Here is a 17,410-nt window from a genome sequence, read left to right on the forward strand (position 1 = left end):
TCCTCATTCGCAATAGAAAGAGATACTGCCCAACCCGTTAAATTGGGCTACTATCGTATCTCCGGAATCAAAAGAAATGGCTTCGGACATAGCACCGCTCAGGATGATTTCACCCTTCTTAAATCCTCTGCCTCTTTTGCTGAGCTGCTTGGCAGCCCACGCAATTGCTGTTGCCGGGTGACCGAGAACGGCCGCACTTGAACCAGTCTGTTCCACTTTTCCATTTTTAGACATCACCATACCGACGTTGCCAAGATCCAGGTTTTTCGGGCTGACCAACTGGCTTCCGACCACAAACTTGATTGATGAGCAGTTATCGGCTACGACATCCGTAAGGGTAAAGCGGAAATCCTTATAACGACTGTCAATCACTTCCAATGCTGGTGCCACATACTTAGTTGCTGAGAGGACGTCTTCCTCCGTTATATTGTCTCCTTCCAAATCCTTGTCCAGGAAAAAGGCAATTTCTGGTTCGGCTTTAGGATGAATCAATTCCGATCTTTTCATCGGCTCCCATTCATACGCCAACATATCTGCATGCAAATATCCGTAGATGGCTTCATCGACTCCCATCATTTCCTGTTTGGCTTTACTGGTCAACCCCAGTTTGATTCCGACCGTTTTTGTATGGTTTTCTTCCAACCTGCGGTTGAGTAGTCTATCCTGCAACTCATAGGCCTTTTCAATTGTTAAATCCGGATAAGAATCCGTAATTTTGACTACTTCCCGAGCTTCCCGCTCAGCCTCCAACAGATACTCAATGATTTCTTGGTCGTCTTTCGTTTTCAGTATCATGTTCCCGCCTCCACTGTTTGTTTTTTTGCCAAGTTGGCTGCCAGATCCAATATCATATCCTCCTGCCCGCCGACGACCTTCATTTTACCGAGTTCAATCAAAATATCACGAGGGTCGATACCGAACTTTCTCGCTGCCCGTTCGGCATGAAGCAAGAAGCTGGAATAAACTCCGGCGTAGCCAAGAACCAGACTTCCTTTTTTAATTTCCTGAGAACCGGGAATCAGTGGTCCGACTACATCTTCGGCCAAATCCATCATTTTATATAAATCAATGTCGATAACATAGCCCATGCGGTCCATTACCGCTAAAAGCACCTCCGTCTGCGTATTGCCGGCCCCGGCTCCGAGGCAGCGGACACTGCCGTCAATCCGGGTGGCTCCCTCCTCAATAGCAGCAAGAGTATTAGCCACCGCTACCGACAAGTTGTTGTGTCCATGGAATCCTACTTCAATATCCAGATTATCGCGAAGAGCCTTAACCCTTTCCCGCACTTCGTGAGGAAGCAAAGCTCCGGCGGAGTCGGTTACATAGACTGCTTCAGCTCCGTAGCTTTCCATTAATTTGGCCTGTTCAACCAGTACTTCTACTGGTGCAGAGTGCGCCATCATTAAGAACCCTAAAGCTTCCATTCCCAGTTCACGGGCCATGTTAATATGCTGGGCCGAAACATCCGCTTCCGTTACATGCGTCGCTACTCTTACCAATTTGGCGCCACACTTGCAGGCCTCCTTTAACTCATGTACCGTACCAATCCCAGGCAGCAACAACACTGCGATCTTAGATTGCTTAGCTTCTTCAACGGCTGCTTCGATCAGTTTCATCTCATCCACAAGAGAACGGCCGTACTGGATCGTGGACCCTCCAAGTCCGTCACCATGGCTGACTTCAATATAGTGCATGCCTGCTTCATCAAGGGCACGAATTACATTGCGCACTTGCTGTTCGGTAAACTGATGAGCTACAGCGTGGCTGCCATCACGCAGGCAGACTTCCGTGATTTTAATATCCTTACCAGATTGATTCATAAAGGATTTGCTCCTTTCTGCTTAGTTGATATCGTATTAAGAAAAGCGCAAGGCGCCCGCTTATCAGCGACAAGCACAAGACGAATTTTGATGAGGCAGCTTCTCAGCCACCACAGCAAAGCTGCTGATTTCATTCATCTCATGTGAAGCATCCTTGAGTACTCTTCTGCAGCTTTGCGACGAGGTGAACTTAAGCTTTCCCGAAATTGCTATGCCGCAGGAGCACATTCATCAAGAGTAAGCTTCTTTGCGACTTGTGACCTCGAGCCGATGGGGCCTGGCCGCCTCAGGGCGCGACATCCCTGTCGCTTCGCTTGCACTAGCACGTCCTGTGCGTCGGCAGGCTCAGGCGCGACATCCTGTCGCTTCGCTTGCACTAGCACGTCCTGTGCGTCAGCAGGCTCAGGCGCGACATCCTGTCGCTTCGCTTGCACTAGCACGTCCTGTGCGTCGGAGCTAGACATACCTTATCCTGATTGGATAGAAATCCAGTCTAATTTTATGCTATCTTAAAATTCAAGAAACAACGCTCATACTACGGGCAATATCTTCTCCGACTCGCGCTGCTGCCGCGGTCATAATATCCAAATTACCTGCATATGGAGGGAAATAGTCGCCAGCTCCTTCCACTTCAAGGAAAATGGTGACGATGTTGCCGTCAAATAAAGGTTCCTGCTTTAACCGGTAGCCCGGCACGTACTCCTGTACTTTTTTGACCATTACATATATTGATTCGCACACGGCCTGCTCGTCCATATTTTTAACTTCGCAGTAAATAGTATTTCTCATCAAAATCGGAGGGTCTGCCGGATTCAAGATGATCAGTGTTTTTCCTTTGTCCGCTCCGCCGACTTCCTCAATGCCGCGTCGAGTCGTAATGGTGAATTCATCGATATTGGCGCGTGTTCCAGGACCGGCACTTTTGCTTGAGATGGTGGCCACAATTTCTGCATAAGCCACATCCGCGGCATCATTCACAGCTCTCACCATCGGAATCGTCGCTTGTCCTCCGCAGGTAATCATGTTGACATTATCCGCTGGCGCATCCCCGAACTGAGTGCCTACTGCAGGACTGAAAAAAGGCCCGACCGCCGCCGGTGTAAGGTCCACCACTTTTTTTCCCAGCTCTTTTAGAATCTTTGCATGGCGAACATGAGCTTTGGCAGATGTCGCATCAAACACGATGTCAGCGATTTCCGGTTGATCCACTAACGCTTGGATACCGTTGGAAAAAGTCTGATATCCTTTCTCCCGCGCTTTTTTAAGTCCATCAGAGCCCTCATCTATTCCAATGACGGCGGTCAATTCGATAGCGTCACTTTTCTCCAGTTTAGACATGAGGTCTGTGCCAATATTTCCCGATCCAACAATGGCGGCTTTTACTTTCCCCATAACCATTCTCCTTTCATTTATTTAAATGTCACACTTGCAGAACCGAAAGGTCCAAAGTCAGCTTTTACAGTGTCACCGACTTCAACTGCAATGGCAGCGGAGAGGGCTCCAGGTAAAACCAATTCGCCCTTTTTCAAAGTGATTTCGAATTCATGCAATTTATTGGCCAGCCAAGCTATCGCTTCCGCCGGGTGCCCTAAAGCTGCTGCCCCTGACCCTGTGGCAATTAGCTCATCGTTTTTATAAAGAGCCATACCCGCTGCCCGCAGATCTGTATTTTCCAACCCGGTCTGACGGTCTCCCAGCACGACCTTGGCCGAAGATCCGTTGTCCGCCACGGTATCGATCAATTTAATCCTCCAGTCTTCAATACGACTGTCGATAATTTCAAGGGTAGGCACAACATATTTGGTGGCCATTAGAACATCCAAATATGTAACATTTGGGCCAACCAAGTCTTCACTCAACATAAAACCGATTTCTGCCTCCACCTTCGGGGCAATCATTTCGGCCGTATCTACCGTGCTGCCGTTTTCTACCTGCATATCATCAAATAAGTGTCCGTAATCCGGCTCATCGACATTCAGCATCTTCTGCATGGCTGCACTCGTTAGTCCAACCTTTTTGCCGATAACCGTCTTACCTTGTTCATTTTTTAATTTGACTGTTTCTAATTGAATTTGATAGGCGTCCTTTACCGTCAATGACGGATCACGCTCTGTTAATGGAGATATTTCTTTTCGGGTTTCTTCCGCATTTAATAGTTCTTTGGCGTAAGCCGCTAATGTAGTCAATTTTATCCCTCCAACAAGTAAAACAAAGGAAAGGTGACAGGAAATCACCTTTCTTTTGTTTTGTCACTTTTTGATTGTGATTGTTTTTGCTTCTGTATAAAAATCGAAGCTGTGCCTTCCGCCTTCTCTTCCAATGCCGCTTGCTTTCGAACCTCCAAATGGAGTTCTTAAATCACGGACATACCAGCAATTCACCCAAAGAAGTCCGGAATTGATGGAAGAAGAGACCCTCTGAGCTCTTCTTAAATCGTTTGTCCAGACCACCCCTGCCAAGCCATAGATGGAATCATTAGCAATAGCAACGGCTTCATCCTCCGTCTTAAAAGGAATAATCACCGGCACCGGCCCAAAAATTTCTTCCTGTGCCACCCGCATTTTGTTGTCAACATCGTACAAAACAGTCGGCATATAGAAGTTTCCTCCTCCAAGCCCTTCTACCCTTTTTCCGCCATAGGCCAGCTTGGCTCCTTCTTCAAGACCAATTTGTACATACTTGTTCACTGTTTCCAAATGGCTGCGGGAAACAAGTGCCCCCATATCAGTAGACTCATCCAACGGATCTCCTACCTGGATGTTCCGCACAGCCTCTACGAATTTATCCATAAATTGATCATAGACACTTTCCTGAACCAGGATCCGGGAACCAGCCAGGCAGATTTCTCCCTGATTACGGAATATCGCTTCGATTGAGCCGGCTACCGCTTCATCCAGATCTGCATCTTCAAATACTATGTTGGCTGATTTTCCGCCAAGCTCTAGTGAAACAGGAATGAGACTCTTCGAGGCATTCGCCATAACTGTTTTACCTGTTTCCGATTCTCCTACAAAGGACAGACGGCGGACAAACGGATCGGTAGCCATGACCGTTCCTACCGTGCTGCCCGGTCCAGTTATGATATTCAAGACACCAGGAGGCAGGCCAGCTTCATTGGCAATTTCTCCAAGCATGACAGCGCTCAGCGGTGTGTAGGAGGCAGGCTTGACGACGATTGTGTTTCCTGCTGCCAAAGCTGCCGAGGCTTTCCAGGTCATCTGCATAAACGGCAGATTCCAAGGAATAATCAGGCTAGTGACTCCTGCAGGTGCATAATGGGTATACGAAATATGGTTTTTCATATCGTAATGTTCATGCACCATATACTTGGCCATTTCTGCAAAAAAGCGGAAGTTAGCAGCCGCACGCGGGATATCAAAATCTCGGCTCTCTTTGATCGGCTTGCCGACATCAAGCGTTTCTACATATGCCAGCTCATCCACCTTTTCTAAAATGAGATCCGACATTTTGCACAGTATGCGTGACCGTTCTTCAACCGCCATGTTACTCCATGCACCACTTGTAAAAGTGCGCTGGGCCACGTCGATAGCACGTTTCGTATCGGTTTCATCTGCATTGGCTACAGAAGCCAGCTTTTGGTTATTTGCCGGATTGAGGGAATCAAACGTGGCTCCGGAGTGAGCATCTACATATTGGCCGTCAATAAAAAGCTTGGCATCTTGTATTTTTGCTTTTTCCAATACTTCCTGCTTCGTCACTTTGTCTCCTCCTCGTCTTCCACTTCCAAAATCATCTCAATTTCAATTGCTGTATTGTTGGGCAGTTGCTGCATTCCTACCGCAGATCGGCCATGCTTGCCTTTTTCGCCGAACACTTTCCCTAGCAGGTCAGATGCTCCATTCATGACAACAGGCTGTTCAGTAAAATCTTCCGTGCAGTTTACCATCCCCAGCACTTTAACAATCTGCTTTACTTTGCTTAATTCGTCCAGTTCATTTTTGACTACACTCAACAGATTGAGCATCGACTGCTGTGCAGCTTTGTAGCCTTCTTCTGTTGTCAGGTCCCTGCCAAGTTTTCCGTGGTACTCATCCACTCCCTGCCCTGCGGTAAACAGCAGATTCCCTGTCCGAACGCAGCTGATATAGCTGCCGACGGCCGGTCTTAGGGACGGCAGCTCCAGCCCCAGCTGCTCCAGTCTTTCTTCGGGTGTTTCGGTCATATCTGCAACATTTTCTGTCCGATTCGTCATTTCAGCAACTCTTCCTTTACATTGATATTTAAGAAGGTCAATGCGTTTTCGCCCAAGATGGCTTTCTTTTGTTTTTCCGTAAGCCCGGAAGTATCGTCAATCACTTTTCCAGGCGGAATCTCACGCAGCAGGAAAGGATAGTCCGATCCCATGACAATCTTTTCATAGCCGAAACGGTCGACCATATATTGCAAGTTGAGCGGGTCATAGTTCAATGAATCAAAGTAGAATTTTTTTGCATAAAAGCTCGGCGGCTTTTCAATTTTGCGGATATCTGGCCAGACATTCCACCCTTGATCCAAGCGAGGCAGGATGTAAGGGAAAGAACCTCCTCCATGCGCAAAACAGACTTTCAGGTTTGGATGTTTCTCCATCACTGCGCCATTGATCAGGCTTGCTGCGGCCAAAGCCGTTTCGCTCGGCATGCCGACTGTATACATGAAGTTGTGGCGAGGGAACCGCTCCCTCCCTAGAGTCTCCCAAGGATGGACAAATAGTGGAACATCCCACTTCTCCGCCATTTCAAAAAACTCTGCGAAGGATGGATCATCCAAGTTCTGTCCGTTAACGTTTGTACCAATCTCTATTCCTTTCATGCCAAGCTCAAACATACAGCGCTTCATTTCACGGACTGCAGTTTCTCCATCCTGCATAGGAACCGTTCCAAGTCCGATGAACCGGTCTGGATTTTCTTTTACCGTTTCGGCGATAAAGTCGTTTTGTAACTTGGCAAATTCTTCAGCCTGAGCCGTATCAGCCCAGTAGGAAAAAGTGACAGGAATCGGTGATAGAACTTGGATGTCAACACCTTCCTTGTCCATATCTTCAATTCTTTTTTCAGGGCTCCAGACCTGTTCGGTGACCTCGCGGAAATTTTTTCCAGAAACCATAATATTGGCTCCGCACGAACAAGTTTTTTCTAATACAGGCCAGCGGCCCCCGTATTTTTTCGCAAAATTAGGTATATCTTCCGGGATGATATGAGTATGGAAATCTACTCTCATTTCCACAACCCTGCTTCCTCAGCCATAACATGGCCGCAATTTTCACAAGTACGAAGATCTTCGCTGCTGTCAAATTCTTCAATGGCTGCCTTTAATTGTGTAGCAATATTTGTAAGTTCAAGTGTTACCCGGTGCATCTCATGATCGCAATGATCACAGTACCATACCATGTGCTCTTCAACCCCTTTGCCACGGGGTTCTTCAATAACCATTCCGATCGTATCAGCAACACGGTGCGGGGAATGAGGGACATTTGCAGGAAGTAAAAATACTTCTCCTTCTTTAACTGTAACTACCTCTCTCTTTCCTTCATCATTGATGATTTCAACAAAGCAGTCACCCTTGATTTGATAGAATAACTCTTCTGCTGGACTAATGTGGAAATCACGTCGTCTATTCGGCCCTCCTACCATCATGACAATCATATTGGAACCCGGAAACATTTCCTTGTTATTAACAGGCGGCTGCAATTGATCCTTGTTCTCTTCGATCCAACCTTTTAGGCTGGATGCTTTAAAAGTTCTGATTGTGTCTTTTGACATAATTTTATACCTCCATTCTAAATTTCTCCTAAACTAAAACGCACTCAATTCAGTAAGCGTTTCCAAATTAGGAGTCTTCTATTTAAAATTAGTATAATGAATAGGTACTTTTTAAACTCTAAGGTTATTTCACGATATGAAATAGGCGAAAATTTCTCGCTTTTTATTTTTATTGTATTTTGATTAACCCTTCCTTCGCCAAAATGCTTATTTTCTGTACAGAAATTTTACAAAGTGGATCCCCTTTTTGTTAAGCAATGAAATCTCAGTAATTCATCAACCAGAACATCGTTTCACAGAACATCACTCTTATTCCCGGGCTTCATGTCAGCATCACTTTCATTTTTCTTTTTCCAGACAAAATAGGCGAGGGTTATTAATATCAGCCATGGTATTCCAAGGACCATTGTTTCCTTAAAATCTGCCGAGAACCATGTGGATAGTACAACCAACAGAAGCAATACAGCACCCAGGATCGTTGTATAAGGATAACCGATCATCTTTACCGGTAATTTCCTGCCACCTATCTTGCTCCATGTTTTTCTAAATGACAGATGGGTAACGAAGATCATAAACCATGTGTACATAGCACCAAAACTGGAAATTGATATCATTGTCGCAAAAGCTGTGTCCGGCGAAACAACCGTATATATTGTTGCAATTCCAATTCCAACAGCAGAGGTGGCCAGTGCGGCAGCCGGCACCGACTTTTTATTTAGCATCCCAAACCTCTTTGGAGCATAGCCGGCACGGGACAAAGAAAACATCATACGTGTAGACACATATAGCTGGCTATTCATCGCAGACAGCGCGGCTACCAGAACGACAAAGTTTACAATTCCTGCGGCACCAGGAATATTCAAGATTTCCATCACTTTTACAAATGGACTTTTTTCAATCCCGGCAGCACCCCAGGGAACGATCATCAGCATAAGAGATAAAGTTAATATATAGAACAAAATGAGCCTCACAACAGCCGACCTTAATGCAAGGGGAACTGCTTTTTCCGGATCCTGCGCTTCACCCGCACTCACCGCTATCATCTCAATGCTTAAATAACTAAATAGCGAGATAAAGATGGCAATCCACATTCCCCAAAAGCCATTTGGGAAAAAGCCTCCATCGTTCGTGTAGTTTTGCACGCCGATTCCCGCGGTACTGTCCGCTCCTACAATTACATAAACAGCCAATATTATAAATCCTGTGATTGCTACAATCTTTATCAGAGACAACCAATATTCAACCGTCCCAAACAAATTTACACTGGTTACGTTAACAAAAATGAGAAGTCCGGCAAAAAGAAGAATCCACACAATTCCCGGAACTGTCGGAAACCAGTATTTCATATAAATCGCGATGGCAGTTACTTCTGTACCAACCGCACAAACGAGGCAGAACCAATACGAATAACGGACGGTGAATCCCGCCCACGGGTTTAGATACCGTTCCGCATAAGCTCCAAATGAACCGGAGGTCGGATGCGCCACAGTCATTTCGGAGAGAGCTCCCATCAATAACAAGGCAATCAAAGCTCCGATGGCATAACTGATGATTACGCTTGGTCCAGCTGTGCTGATCGCGAACCCGCTGCCCAAAAACAACCCCGTTCCAATCGCTCCGCCTATCGCAATCATCGTAAGCTGGCCGGTGGTCAGCTTTTTGCTTAATCCCTTTTCCCTATCAATAATGTTCTGAATTTGATCATCTCTTTTCAATTGCCACTCCCCTTTAACAATTGACCTTTCTGTAAATACCGAATGCTAATTTTACATCATCTTTTTTATACACTTAGAGCGTGCAGGCCCCTCCTGCACGCTTCCAATAATTATGTCCACCCGAGGAGAGGCAATGCCTGCTCCTTTTTCCCTTGTAAAATAAGTTCTCTTATTCTAGTGGAAGATATTCTTTCTCCTTTAGCACAACAAATAGAATTCATTGACCGGACCGGGAAGTGTCCTCTCAAAGAGGTCAAATTCCCGGCACGGTTATTGCCGAATCTGAAATCTTTTCCCACTATTACAGCTTTTGGATTGATCAATGATAATTCCTTAATAAAATCATCTGCTGTCCGTTGAAGATAAGCTTCATCAAACCTTGCCAACACGACATGGTCAACACCCAAATCCTTGAGCAGCTGAATTTTTTCATCCGAATTGGTCAGTATCTGAGCACCTTGAAAGTACGCACGGGGAGGAGGATAAAATGTGTAAACCACACTTGGAACTGCCTCTAAACGGCTTGTCCTTACCATTTCACTGATAACGGTTTGGTGTCCGCGATGTACTCCATCGAAAGCTCCTATAGCAACAACCGATCCAGGTAATGTAAGTCTTTCATTCTGGTGAACCCTCAACTGACTCCCTCATTTCTTTGAATTTAAAATGTATTACTTGCTTAATTCCTTTGAACTTTTTTGATATTCCTCTGACATCAACAGGGATTCCTCCAAAGCACGTTCCACACGAGGATAAGAAGGATTATTTCTCTTATGAACGTTATAGAACATCCCCATTTTGCGGACCGGGTCACCCGAATAATACCGTTCATACTGTACAAGTCTTTGTCCAAATGCCTCGCCGCATAGATCCCAGGCCAGCTTGAACAGACGGACTCTCTTTTCAGATGAGATTCCTGCACGGCCGGAATAATACTTATTCATATCTTCAGAGATTTCCGGATTCATAAAGTCGGCTCCAGTAGGCGACATCAAAAGACCGCCCGCTCCGATCGTCTGGAGAATTTCAATTGCTCTCGGATACATGTTAGGCAGCAAGCCACGGATGGTTTCTAACGGTACAATGTTAGGAAGCGCTTCGCCTTGTTCCGTAATAGTATACTCCCGTTCAGCGGTGCGGACCAATGCTCTTATCGTTTCAACACCTTGTATCAACTCAGACAATTGGTTTTGAACATTCAGGAATCCATCCACACCGATGGAATCCGCGATGGCACATGTCACATCAGTCACAAAAGAGATTTTCGCTAATCCCCTTACAGCTGACTGATGGGAAGGCTGCAAGTTAGCTCCTGTTTTCGGATACAGCAAGTTGCCGGCTTCCACATTTTGATTGATGAAGACGCGGTCCCAAGGAACTAATACATCATCAAAAACCAGCACTGCATCCATTTCTTCAAACCTTGAAGCAAGAGGATGATCCCACGTAGAGCGCTTTCCATCCTGTGTCTCTTCACGACAGTAGATCTTCAAGCCCGGTGCGTCGATCGGCAGCGCAAATGATACAGCAAACTTCTCATCACCGGGCTTAAAGCTCGGATAAGAGTAAATAATGACTTCATCCGTGATTGGCGCCAGTGTTGCCAGCATTTTTGAACCGCGGACGATCAACCCACCCTCCGTTTCTCTTACCACTCCCAGGTGAGAATATTCAGATTCCTGCTCATGCGAAGATTTACTTCGGTCATTTTGCGGATTCACAATCGCATGCGTGAGGAATAAATCGTTGTCTCTTATATACCTGTAATAATTAATAATATTTTCGCCGTATCGGTCTTCTCCATACTGTCTGAAAAACCAATCATTCGTCGCAAAAGATGTGAGCACCACATTTAAAAAATCCGGGGTTCTGCCCATCAGTCCAAAAGTGGCTTCAGCCCATACTTCGAATACACGTCTGCGCTTTTGAAGATCCTCTCCATCTCTTGGTATCAAAAATGAATTATTGACCCTTTCACCTGTTTCTTCACAAATATGAGTAATATCGTTCTGATACTTGGGGTTATGCTGCATATCGTATAACTTGGCCATCTCTTTAATCGGCTGATTGAAAACCGGATGATGATAGACATCCGTTATTCTTTCACCGCGAAGCCATACCTCCGGATTTCTTGCTTTAACGCCTTTAATATAATCTGCGCCCGTTCTGATACCCATTTTCTTCCCCTCCATATAGTAAAATGTTAATTTTCTGCCAAAAGAGATTTATATTCTGTTTCGAAAAATTTCCCTCTGTAGAACAATAGACTTTCCGTGTCATTATAAGAAAAATCTTCTACCTGCCCTACAAACAACAGGTGATCCCCGCCTTCATACTCCGCCCATGGAGTACATTCAAAGTGAGCTGATACCCCTTTTAGTCTTAGACCTTCCTCCCACTCGACCATAAGGTTCTCCTGAGGACGGCCTGCAAACTGCATAGCATAAGCTGATTGATCCGCAGATAAAACATTGATGACAAAAGATTTGTTTTTCAATTCTTCGAAAGCCTTAGTATTCTTATCTATTGAAACAAGCAAAAGTGGTGGATCCAAAGATACTGAAGTAAAAGAATTGACAGTTATCCCTCGCTTTTGGCCCTCATCATTCACCCAGGTAACCACTGTGACACCGGTGCCAAAACAGCCAAAGCAATTTCTTAACTCTCTGATATCCATTTGGTTCCTTCCTCCTATCGTAACGTTTGTATTATCAATATATTGAAAACGCTATCAATGCTCAATCTCAAGATTTCTCATGATGAAATCGTCAAAAAAGTTTTTCAAAATGATTGTATTTATTTTTTATATCATCACAGAGTTTCTGAACAATGGAGCTTTTTTCCATTAAAAAAAGTGATCCATGCAGATCACTTTTCCTTACTTATAAAGGCTTGGCAGCCATAAAACGGCATCTTTCCAATAAGTAATCATCATCAATATCGCGATAGTTGTAAGCAGAAACGGCATAATAGCCTTTACAAGAGTCTCTATTTTGACCTTTGCTACTGAGGAAACAATGAACAAGCCTGTTCCAACCGGCGGCGTTAATAGACCAATTGTTAAGTTTATGGTAATGATGACACCAAAATGAACAGGATCGATTTGATAGGTCGTCAGCAGAGGTGCCAAAACAGGAACCAGAATGATTAAAGCAGCAATTCCATCCAGTACGGTTCCCAATAAAAGCAGGAGGATGTTAACAAGTAAAAGGAACACCAATGGGTTATCAGATAGGCTTAACATAGATTGTGCCATTAATTGCGGAATTCTCTCATAAGCGATAATGTAACCGAACAGACTGGCTGTTACAATCAAAAAGGTTATCGTTGCTGTATTGACAACCGTATTGAGCAAAATTTCCGGAAGATATTTTATTTTTAACTGCTTATAAGAAAACCCGATAATGACGGCTATGATACAGGCAACAGCAGCAGATTCAGTTGGTGTGAAAATCCCGCTTAAAATGCCATATATAATAATGAAGGGAATCAGCAATGCAGGCAAGACATTTAAAAGTCCCTTGAAGATATCCTTCAGCGTTCCCCGTTCACTTCTCGGGAAATTTTCTTTCATATTCATTAGCCCAATCACGATAATAAACCCTATGCCCAACAGAATTCCAGGAACAATCCCGGCTATAAACAGATCACCAATTGAAGCTCCTGTCAGGGTTCCGTATATGATAAACAGCATACTTGGCGGGATTACCGGAGCCACTACTGAAGAGGCCAAAGTCAAAGCTGAAGAAAACTCCCTTGAATATCCTTCCTTTTCCATTTCAGGCACCATGACTTTACTCATCATTGCAGCTTGTGCATTTGCCGAACCCAATATCGAGGCCAGAAACATATTCGCTATAATAGAAACATAGGCTAAGCCGCCTTTGAAATGACCAATCAACACTTTTGCGAATTGAATCAGCCGGCTTGTAATTCCCCCGAAGTTCATCAACTCACCAGCCAACATAAAAAGCGGGATGGCGAGCAGCCCGAAGTTATCCATCCCCGAAAACATTTTTTGAGGGACCGTTGCCAACAACGTGATATTGTCGGTTAAAAATAAATAAGCAAGAGACGTAATGGCCAAAACGAGAGAAATCGGGATTCCAATAATCAACAACAAAATAAAAACGATAATGGTTGATGTTAAGCCAAGTGTCACAATACATCACTTCTCTTCGGTGTTTTTTTGATCAGTTCCACCATGTAATCTAGCAGGTGGATAAAAGCAAAAGTCAGGCCAACCGGAACAGACAAATATGGAATCCACATTGGAATCCGCATGGAACTTGACTTCTGAGGTGATAAAGTTAAGACCCACTCATAGCTTAAATACATTAGTACTGCCAAAGCTGCTAAAATAATAACATGGGTAACAATCATGAGAATTCTTTTTCCAGTTTCAGAAAAACGATCAACTAAAAAAGTAATAGAAGCTTGGGACTTATATTTAAGTCCCAAACTCCCTCCCAGAAAAGTCAGCCAAGTTATCATAAAAATACTTGCTTCATTCGCCCAGAAGAGTGGGGCGTTTAAAAAATATCTGTAAACAACAGCAACAAATAGAACAAGGGTTATTGCAGCCATTAATATAATCGAGACAAGTTTTTCAATCTTTTCAATCCAGTTGCTCAATGTCTTCATAAAAAGCAGCCTCCCCCTATTTTCGGAACGTGTCAATAAATTCTTCGATCAGAGGATCTATTGCTTTGTATTTTTCATCAAATTCTTTTGTATATTTCTCAAACAAAGATGGATCAATTTCGTAAAGTTCCATACCTCTTTCTTCAAGAGTTTTGATGAACTCTTCTTCCTGTGATGCACGCTTTGTCGTGGCAAATTCAGAAGCAGCTGCCATGGATTCTTCCACAATTTTCTTGTCCTCTTCAGACATTCCTTCGTATAGATCTTTGTTCATAATCATCACGGAAGGCCATACCATATGATTGGTCACAGCTCCATAACCCGTCACCTCGTTATAGTTGGAAGTGACTGCAGCATCCAAGTCCATATCCATTCCGTCAATAACACCTGTTTGTGCAGATTGATAAACATCAGGCAAAGAGATTGACTCAGGGCTGACTCCCAATGAACGGTACCAATCTTCCAAAGCTGGACTTGGGGTTACACGCAGAGCCAGTCCGTCCATGTCTTCCGGTGTTTCTACTTTTTCTCTAAACATCATCGTACGGTGACCTGAGAAGAAATAATCTAAAGCTTTTAATCCTTGATCATCAAGTGTCGCAAGAATTTTTTTAGCCACATCACTTTTACTTGCTTCCAATGCATCTTCGTATGATCCAAAAAGGTAAGGCGCAAACCACGCGCTGAACGCATCGGATTTGGATGTCAGGAATGCGTTTGTAATGAACGCAAAATCCAATGACCCTGTCTCCAACTGTTGTACCATATCAGAATCGCTTCCCAACTGTCCGCCAGGATATAATTCCATTTTCATTCTCCCATTAGAGCGCTCTTCCAACTCCTCAGCCAACTTTTCAGCTGCTTCATTCCATATGTGGTCAGGAGGAGCAATATGTCCCAGCTTGAATTCGTAGGTCTTCTCCCCACCCTCTCCACCATTGCCGGATGATTTCACGGAGCCTCCGCTGCCACACGCAGATAAAAACATAACTGCAGCGATGAACATGACAAGAATACGGAATCTATACTTCTTCATAACCAAATTCCCCCCTAGTTTTTATGTGTGTCATTTATTGATGCGTATATCAGCGATATAATTAAGAGTATTTAAATTTCTTAGAATATTCACTATATGAACCATTCACTTCAATATAGCCCAACTCCCGCGAAATCGCTTTTGCCGTATTTACTACACTTTGAATAATATGGCTTCTGTGAAGGCTTTTCATGTAACTTGTCGGACCTACTAAATTAACCGATGCAATGGTCTCCCCGGAATACGACATGATTGGAGCGGCAATGGCATAGGTACATGTGTCATTTTCATTGTTGCTGATTGAATAACCTTGTTTTCTTACAGACTCTAAGTCTTTTTTCAGTATTCTGATATCTGTTATCGTATTTGGCCCTTGTTGCAACAATCCTTTATCAATTGTTTCCTGAAGGTAGGCATTATTATAAGCCAGCAGAGCTTTTCCTGCGCTTGTGCAATAAGCCGGTTTTCTCGCTCCCAGATAGGTGGGAACCGAATCGGCATCTTCCGAGGAGATTCTTAACACAAAAACAACATCCCCCTTATCGAACATGCCAATATGTGCTGTCCCCCTGAATCTATCAGTCAACTCTTTTACTAAAGGCATCGCCCTATTATAAAAGTCTTGTTGGAACATCACGCTATTATTCCATTCAAGCAGTTTCCATCCTAATCTATATTTCCTGTCAATGTCTCTTATTAAAACGCCTTCATTACATAGTGTCGAAATCAGGTGGTGCGTAGTACTTCTGCTTAATCCGAGTTTTTCAGCTATCTCTGCATTTCCCAACACAGGCTCTTCGCGTGTAAAACAGCTTATAATTGCGCATGCCCTTTTAACTGAAGCAATCATACGGACCACTCCTTTTTATTTGTAATACCGAAGACTTCTTTTTCATACATACTATAACTCTATCTGTCCCTCACCTCCCAACCAAGAAAGCGTTATCATTTTCTTTAAATACTAAATATCAAACATAACTATAATGACAAAACAACTCCCTCACAAGGAGGAAGTTTAAAATAGTGAAACTCTATTTAAGAAAAGCCATGCATGCGATCATCCCTATTTTGTAAAGATGACATGGTAAATAATAAAAGCATCATTACGATGATCATGAGCAAAGTAACAAAAAACCAACCCGTTCTAAAAGACCCGGTCACATCCAAAACAAACCCAAACAGAGGGGGGCCGATGATCACACCCCACGAGCCTATCGTAATACTGAACCCTGTAGCCAGTCCGGACTGATGTGGCGGCACAAGCTCAGTTGTGGCATTCATCCAGATCCCATTAAACCCGGAAATACTAAAGCCGAACAAAAATGCGATGGGAATCATCATTGTATAAGAAGTATTAGCCGGAAGAAGCGCCACTAAAACGGACACACTAGCAGCTAGCAAGGAGATAATGAATAATACAATAATCCTTTCTCCTTTAAATAGGCGATCACTGATTACTCCCCACCCGATTCTGCCGAAAGAGCCGCCTACTTCTGAAATAACAAGCAATGTGCCTGAAAGAAATAGGCTGATGCCGAGTCTTTCGTAGGAGAACAACACTAAGTAAGTGTTTAAAATCATTTGTGCTCCACTTAAAATCAACGCACTGACACTTACTAATACCAAGGGCTTATTCTTTAGCAAGTTTTTAAAGTTCAGTAGAGTATTATTTTTCTTTCCAGTTAATACATTAGCTTTTTTCTCTCCCGGTTCCTTATATGAAAAATAAGTGAGTATTCCTGCTGCAAGTAAAATCGAGCTCGCCGTTAAAACTGTAGGACGCCATCCCCAGTAGCCCGCCAAAGGCAACAGCAACAGGGCCGCCATCGCGGAACCAAACGTAACGCCCATCTGTTTGATTCCCATGGCCGTTCCCCTTTTTTCAGCCGGAAACCAAAACATGATTCCACGGTTTGTAGCAGGGTGAGATGCACCATAGCCGATGCCCCCTATCACCACAACTGCAAGCAACGGAATAAGCGATGAAGTGAAAGTCATGAGAAAAAAACTGCTTCCCAGGCAACCAGTCAACAAAATGAGTAATTTTCTCGATCCAATTTTATCTGCAAGCAATCCTGCTGGCATCGACACCAACGACTGCCCCAAAAATAAAGCTGCAGGGAGCAAGCCTATTTGCGCTTTTGTCAGATCTAAATCTTCCCCTATCAACAAACCTAACGGAGCCAGGCTTCTTCCCACAAAAGCCACAAGTGTCTGTATCAGCAGGAGCCACCCTAGCATTTTCCAAGGTACTCTATTAGCATACTCTTTATACAAATCTGTCATGAACAATCAACTCTTTTTCTATACAAGTTTTTAAAAAGACTCTATTATTTAACCTTAACAGGTTTCTCTATTAAAGAGATGGCATAGTTTCAAAGTATGAAATTCAGTAGATTTTGTTAGAAAAAAGGGTAACAGCCTTGTCAATTG

The 17,410-nt window shown here is 43.9% G+C and carries 17 protein-coding genes; all 17 read right to left on the reverse strand.

Annotated elements, in window-relative coordinates:
• Nucleotides 1–3: 3 nt before the first annotated feature.
• The 17 genes from C509_RS0108360 to C509_RS0108445 all read right to left on the reverse strand — a co-directional run bounded on the left by C509_RS0108360 (nucleotide 4) and on the right by C509_RS0108445 (nucleotide 17,263).
• Complete coding sequence (locus tag C509_RS0108360) at nucleotides 4–795, reverse strand: 2-keto-4-pentenoate hydratase (protein ID WP_018706471.1); 792 nt, start codon at nucleotides 793–795, stop codon at nucleotides 4–6.
• The gene (gene dmpG, locus C509_RS0108365; protein ID WP_018706472.1) at nucleotides 792–1,823 is read right to left on the reverse strand and encodes a 4-hydroxy-2-oxovalerate aldolase; all 1,032 of its coding nucleotides are present in this window, start codon (nucleotides 1,821–1,823) and stop codon (nucleotides 792–794) included. The genes C509_RS0108360 and dmpG overlap by 4 nt, the downstream gene beginning before the upstream one ends.
• Before the next feature lie 516 nt (nucleotides 1,824–2,339).
• Nucleotides 2,340–3,215, reverse strand: a complete 876-nt coding sequence (locus C509_RS0108375; RefSeq protein ID WP_018706474.1) for an acetaldehyde dehydrogenase (acetylating) — start codon at nucleotides 3,213–3,215, stop codon at nucleotides 2,340–2,342.
• A 17-nt stretch (nucleotides 3,216–3,232) separates the two neighbouring features.
• Nucleotides 3,233–4,009 (reverse strand): 2-keto-4-pentenoate hydratase, encoded by a 777-nt coding sequence (locus tag C509_RS0108380; protein ID WP_018706475.1) that lies wholly within the window; start codon nucleotides 4,007–4,009, stop codon nucleotides 3,233–3,235.
• A gap of 63 nt (nucleotides 4,010–4,072) precedes the next feature.
• On the reverse strand, nucleotides 4,073–5,542 hold the full coding sequence (locus tag C509_RS0108385) for an aldehyde dehydrogenase (RefSeq protein WP_018706476.1): 1,470 nt from the start codon (nucleotides 5,540–5,542) through the stop codon (nucleotides 4,073–4,075).
• Nucleotides 5,539–6,036, reverse strand: a complete 498-nt coding sequence (locus C509_RS0108390; RefSeq protein ID WP_018706477.1) for a RidA family protein — start codon at nucleotides 6,034–6,036, stop codon at nucleotides 5,539–5,541. Before C509_RS0108390 ends, C509_RS0108385 begins: the two co-directional genes overlap by 4 nt.
• A complete protein-coding gene (locus tag C509_RS0108395) occupies nucleotides 6,033–7,040 on the reverse strand; it encodes an amidohydrolase family protein (RefSeq protein WP_026319772.1) in 1,008 nt (335 codons plus the stop codon). Before C509_RS0108395 ends, C509_RS0108390 begins: the two co-directional genes overlap by 4 nt.
• Nucleotides 7,037–7,582 carry a 3-hydroxyanthranilate 3,4-dioxygenase gene (locus C509_RS0108400; protein ID WP_018706479.1) on the reverse strand — a complete coding sequence of 182 codons (546 nt, stop codon included), beginning with the start codon at nucleotides 7,580–7,582 and terminating at the stop codon, nucleotides 7,037–7,039. The genes C509_RS0108395 and C509_RS0108400 overlap by 4 nt, the downstream gene beginning before the upstream one ends.
• Nucleotides 7,583–7,875: 293 nt before the next feature.
• Nucleotides 7,876–9,297 (reverse strand): amino acid permease, encoded by a 1,422-nt coding sequence (locus C509_RS23665; protein ID WP_018706480.1) that lies wholly within the window; start codon nucleotides 9,295–9,297, stop codon nucleotides 7,876–7,878.
• Nucleotides 9,298–9,407: 110 nt separating this feature from the next.
• Nucleotides 9,408–9,935 carry an FAD synthetase family protein gene (locus C509_RS0108410; RefSeq protein WP_018706481.1) on the reverse strand — a complete coding sequence of 176 codons (528 nt, stop codon included), beginning with the start codon at nucleotides 9,933–9,935 and terminating at the stop codon, nucleotides 9,408–9,410.
• Nucleotides 9,936–9,968: 33 nt separating this feature from the next.
• A complete protein-coding gene (locus C509_RS0108415) occupies nucleotides 9,969–11,474 on the reverse strand; it encodes a 4-hydroxyphenylacetate 3-hydroxylase family protein (protein WP_018706482.1) in 1,506 nt (501 codons plus the stop codon).
• 26 nt (nucleotides 11,475–11,500) lie between these two features.
• Nucleotides 11,501–11,974 carry a flavin reductase family protein gene (locus tag C509_RS0108420; RefSeq protein WP_018706483.1) on the reverse strand — a complete coding sequence of 158 codons (474 nt, stop codon included), beginning with the start codon at nucleotides 11,972–11,974 and terminating at the stop codon, nucleotides 11,501–11,503.
• Nucleotides 11,975–12,175: 201 nt separating this feature from the next.
• Nucleotides 12,176–13,459: a TRAP transporter large permease gene (locus C509_RS0108425; RefSeq protein ID WP_018706484.1), complete on the reverse strand. Its 1,284-nt coding sequence runs from the start codon at nucleotides 13,457–13,459 to the stop codon at nucleotides 12,176–12,178.
• Nucleotides 13,456–13,941, reverse strand: coding sequence for a TRAP transporter small permease (locus tag C509_RS0108430; protein ID WP_018706485.1), 486 nt, complete (start codon nucleotides 13,939–13,941; stop codon nucleotides 13,456–13,458). Before C509_RS0108430 ends, C509_RS0108425 begins: the two co-directional genes overlap by 4 nt.
• Before the next feature lie 16 nt (nucleotides 13,942–13,957).
• Nucleotides 13,958–14,977, reverse strand: coding sequence for a TRAP transporter substrate-binding protein (locus C509_RS0108435; RefSeq protein WP_018706486.1), 1,020 nt, complete (start codon nucleotides 14,975–14,977; stop codon nucleotides 13,958–13,960).
• 61 nt (nucleotides 14,978–15,038) lie between these two features.
• Complete coding sequence (locus tag C509_RS0108440) at nucleotides 15,039–15,827, reverse strand: IclR family transcriptional regulator (protein ID WP_018706487.1); 789 nt, start codon at nucleotides 15,825–15,827, stop codon at nucleotides 15,039–15,041.
• Between the two features lie 185 nt (nucleotides 15,828–16,012).
• Nucleotides 16,013–17,263: an MFS transporter gene (locus C509_RS0108445; RefSeq protein WP_018706488.1), complete on the reverse strand. Its 1,251-nt coding sequence runs from the start codon at nucleotides 17,261–17,263 to the stop codon at nucleotides 16,013–16,015.
• Nucleotides 17,264–17,410 lie beyond the last annotated feature (147 nt).

It is taken from the genome of Siminovitchia fordii DSM 16014 = CIP 108821, assembly GCF_000374565.1.
Taxonomy (GTDB): domain Bacteria; phylum Bacillota; class Bacilli; order Bacillales; family Bacillaceae_C; genus Siminovitchia; species Siminovitchia fordii.

Bases quoted from the DNA above. Each gene is read 5' to 3' on its own strand.
- C509_RS0108430 (WP_018706485.1), bottom strand. From the start codon at position 13,941: ATGAAGACATTGAGCAACTGGATTGAAAAGATTGAAAAACTTGTCTCG.
- dmpG (WP_018706472.1), bottom strand. From the start codon at position 1,823: ATGAATCAATCTGGTAAGGATATTAAAATCACGGAAGTCTGCCTGCGT.
- C509_RS0108435 (WP_018706486.1), bottom strand. From the start codon at position 14,977: ATGAAGAAGTATAGATTCCGTATTCTTGTCATGTTCATCGCTGCAGTT.
- C509_RS0108445 (WP_018706488.1), bottom strand. From the start codon at position 17,263: ATGACAGATTTGTATAAAGAGTATGCTAATAGAGTACCTTGGAAAATG.
- C509_RS0108395 (WP_026319772.1), bottom strand. From the start codon at position 7,040: ATGAGAGTAGATTTCCATACTCATATCATCCCGGAAGATATACCTAAT.
- C509_RS0108360 (WP_018706471.1), bottom strand. From the start codon at position 795: ATGATACTGAAAACGAAAGACGACCAAGAAATCATTGAGTATCTGTTG.
- C509_RS0108420 (WP_018706483.1), bottom strand. From the start codon at position 11,974: ATGGATATCAGAGAGTTAAGAAATTGCTTTGGCTGTTTTGGCACCGGT.
- C509_RS0108415 (WP_018706482.1), bottom strand. From the start codon at position 11,474: ATGGGTATCAGAACGGGCGCAGATTATATTAAAGGCGTTAAAGCAAGA.
- C509_RS0108390 (WP_018706477.1), bottom strand. From the start codon at position 6,036: ATGACGAATCGGACAGAAAATGTTGCAGATATGACCGAAACACCCGAA.
- C509_RS0108440 (WP_018706487.1), bottom strand. From the start codon at position 15,827: ATGATTGCTTCAGTTAAAAGGGCATGCGCAATTATAAGCTGTTTTACA.
- C509_RS0108375 (WP_018706474.1), bottom strand. From the start codon at position 3,215: ATGGGGAAAGTAAAAGCCGCCATTGTTGGATCGGGAAATATTGGCACA.
- C509_RS0108400 (WP_018706479.1), bottom strand. From the start codon at position 7,582: ATGTCAAAAGACACAATCAGAACTTTTAAAGCATCCAGCCTAAAAGGT.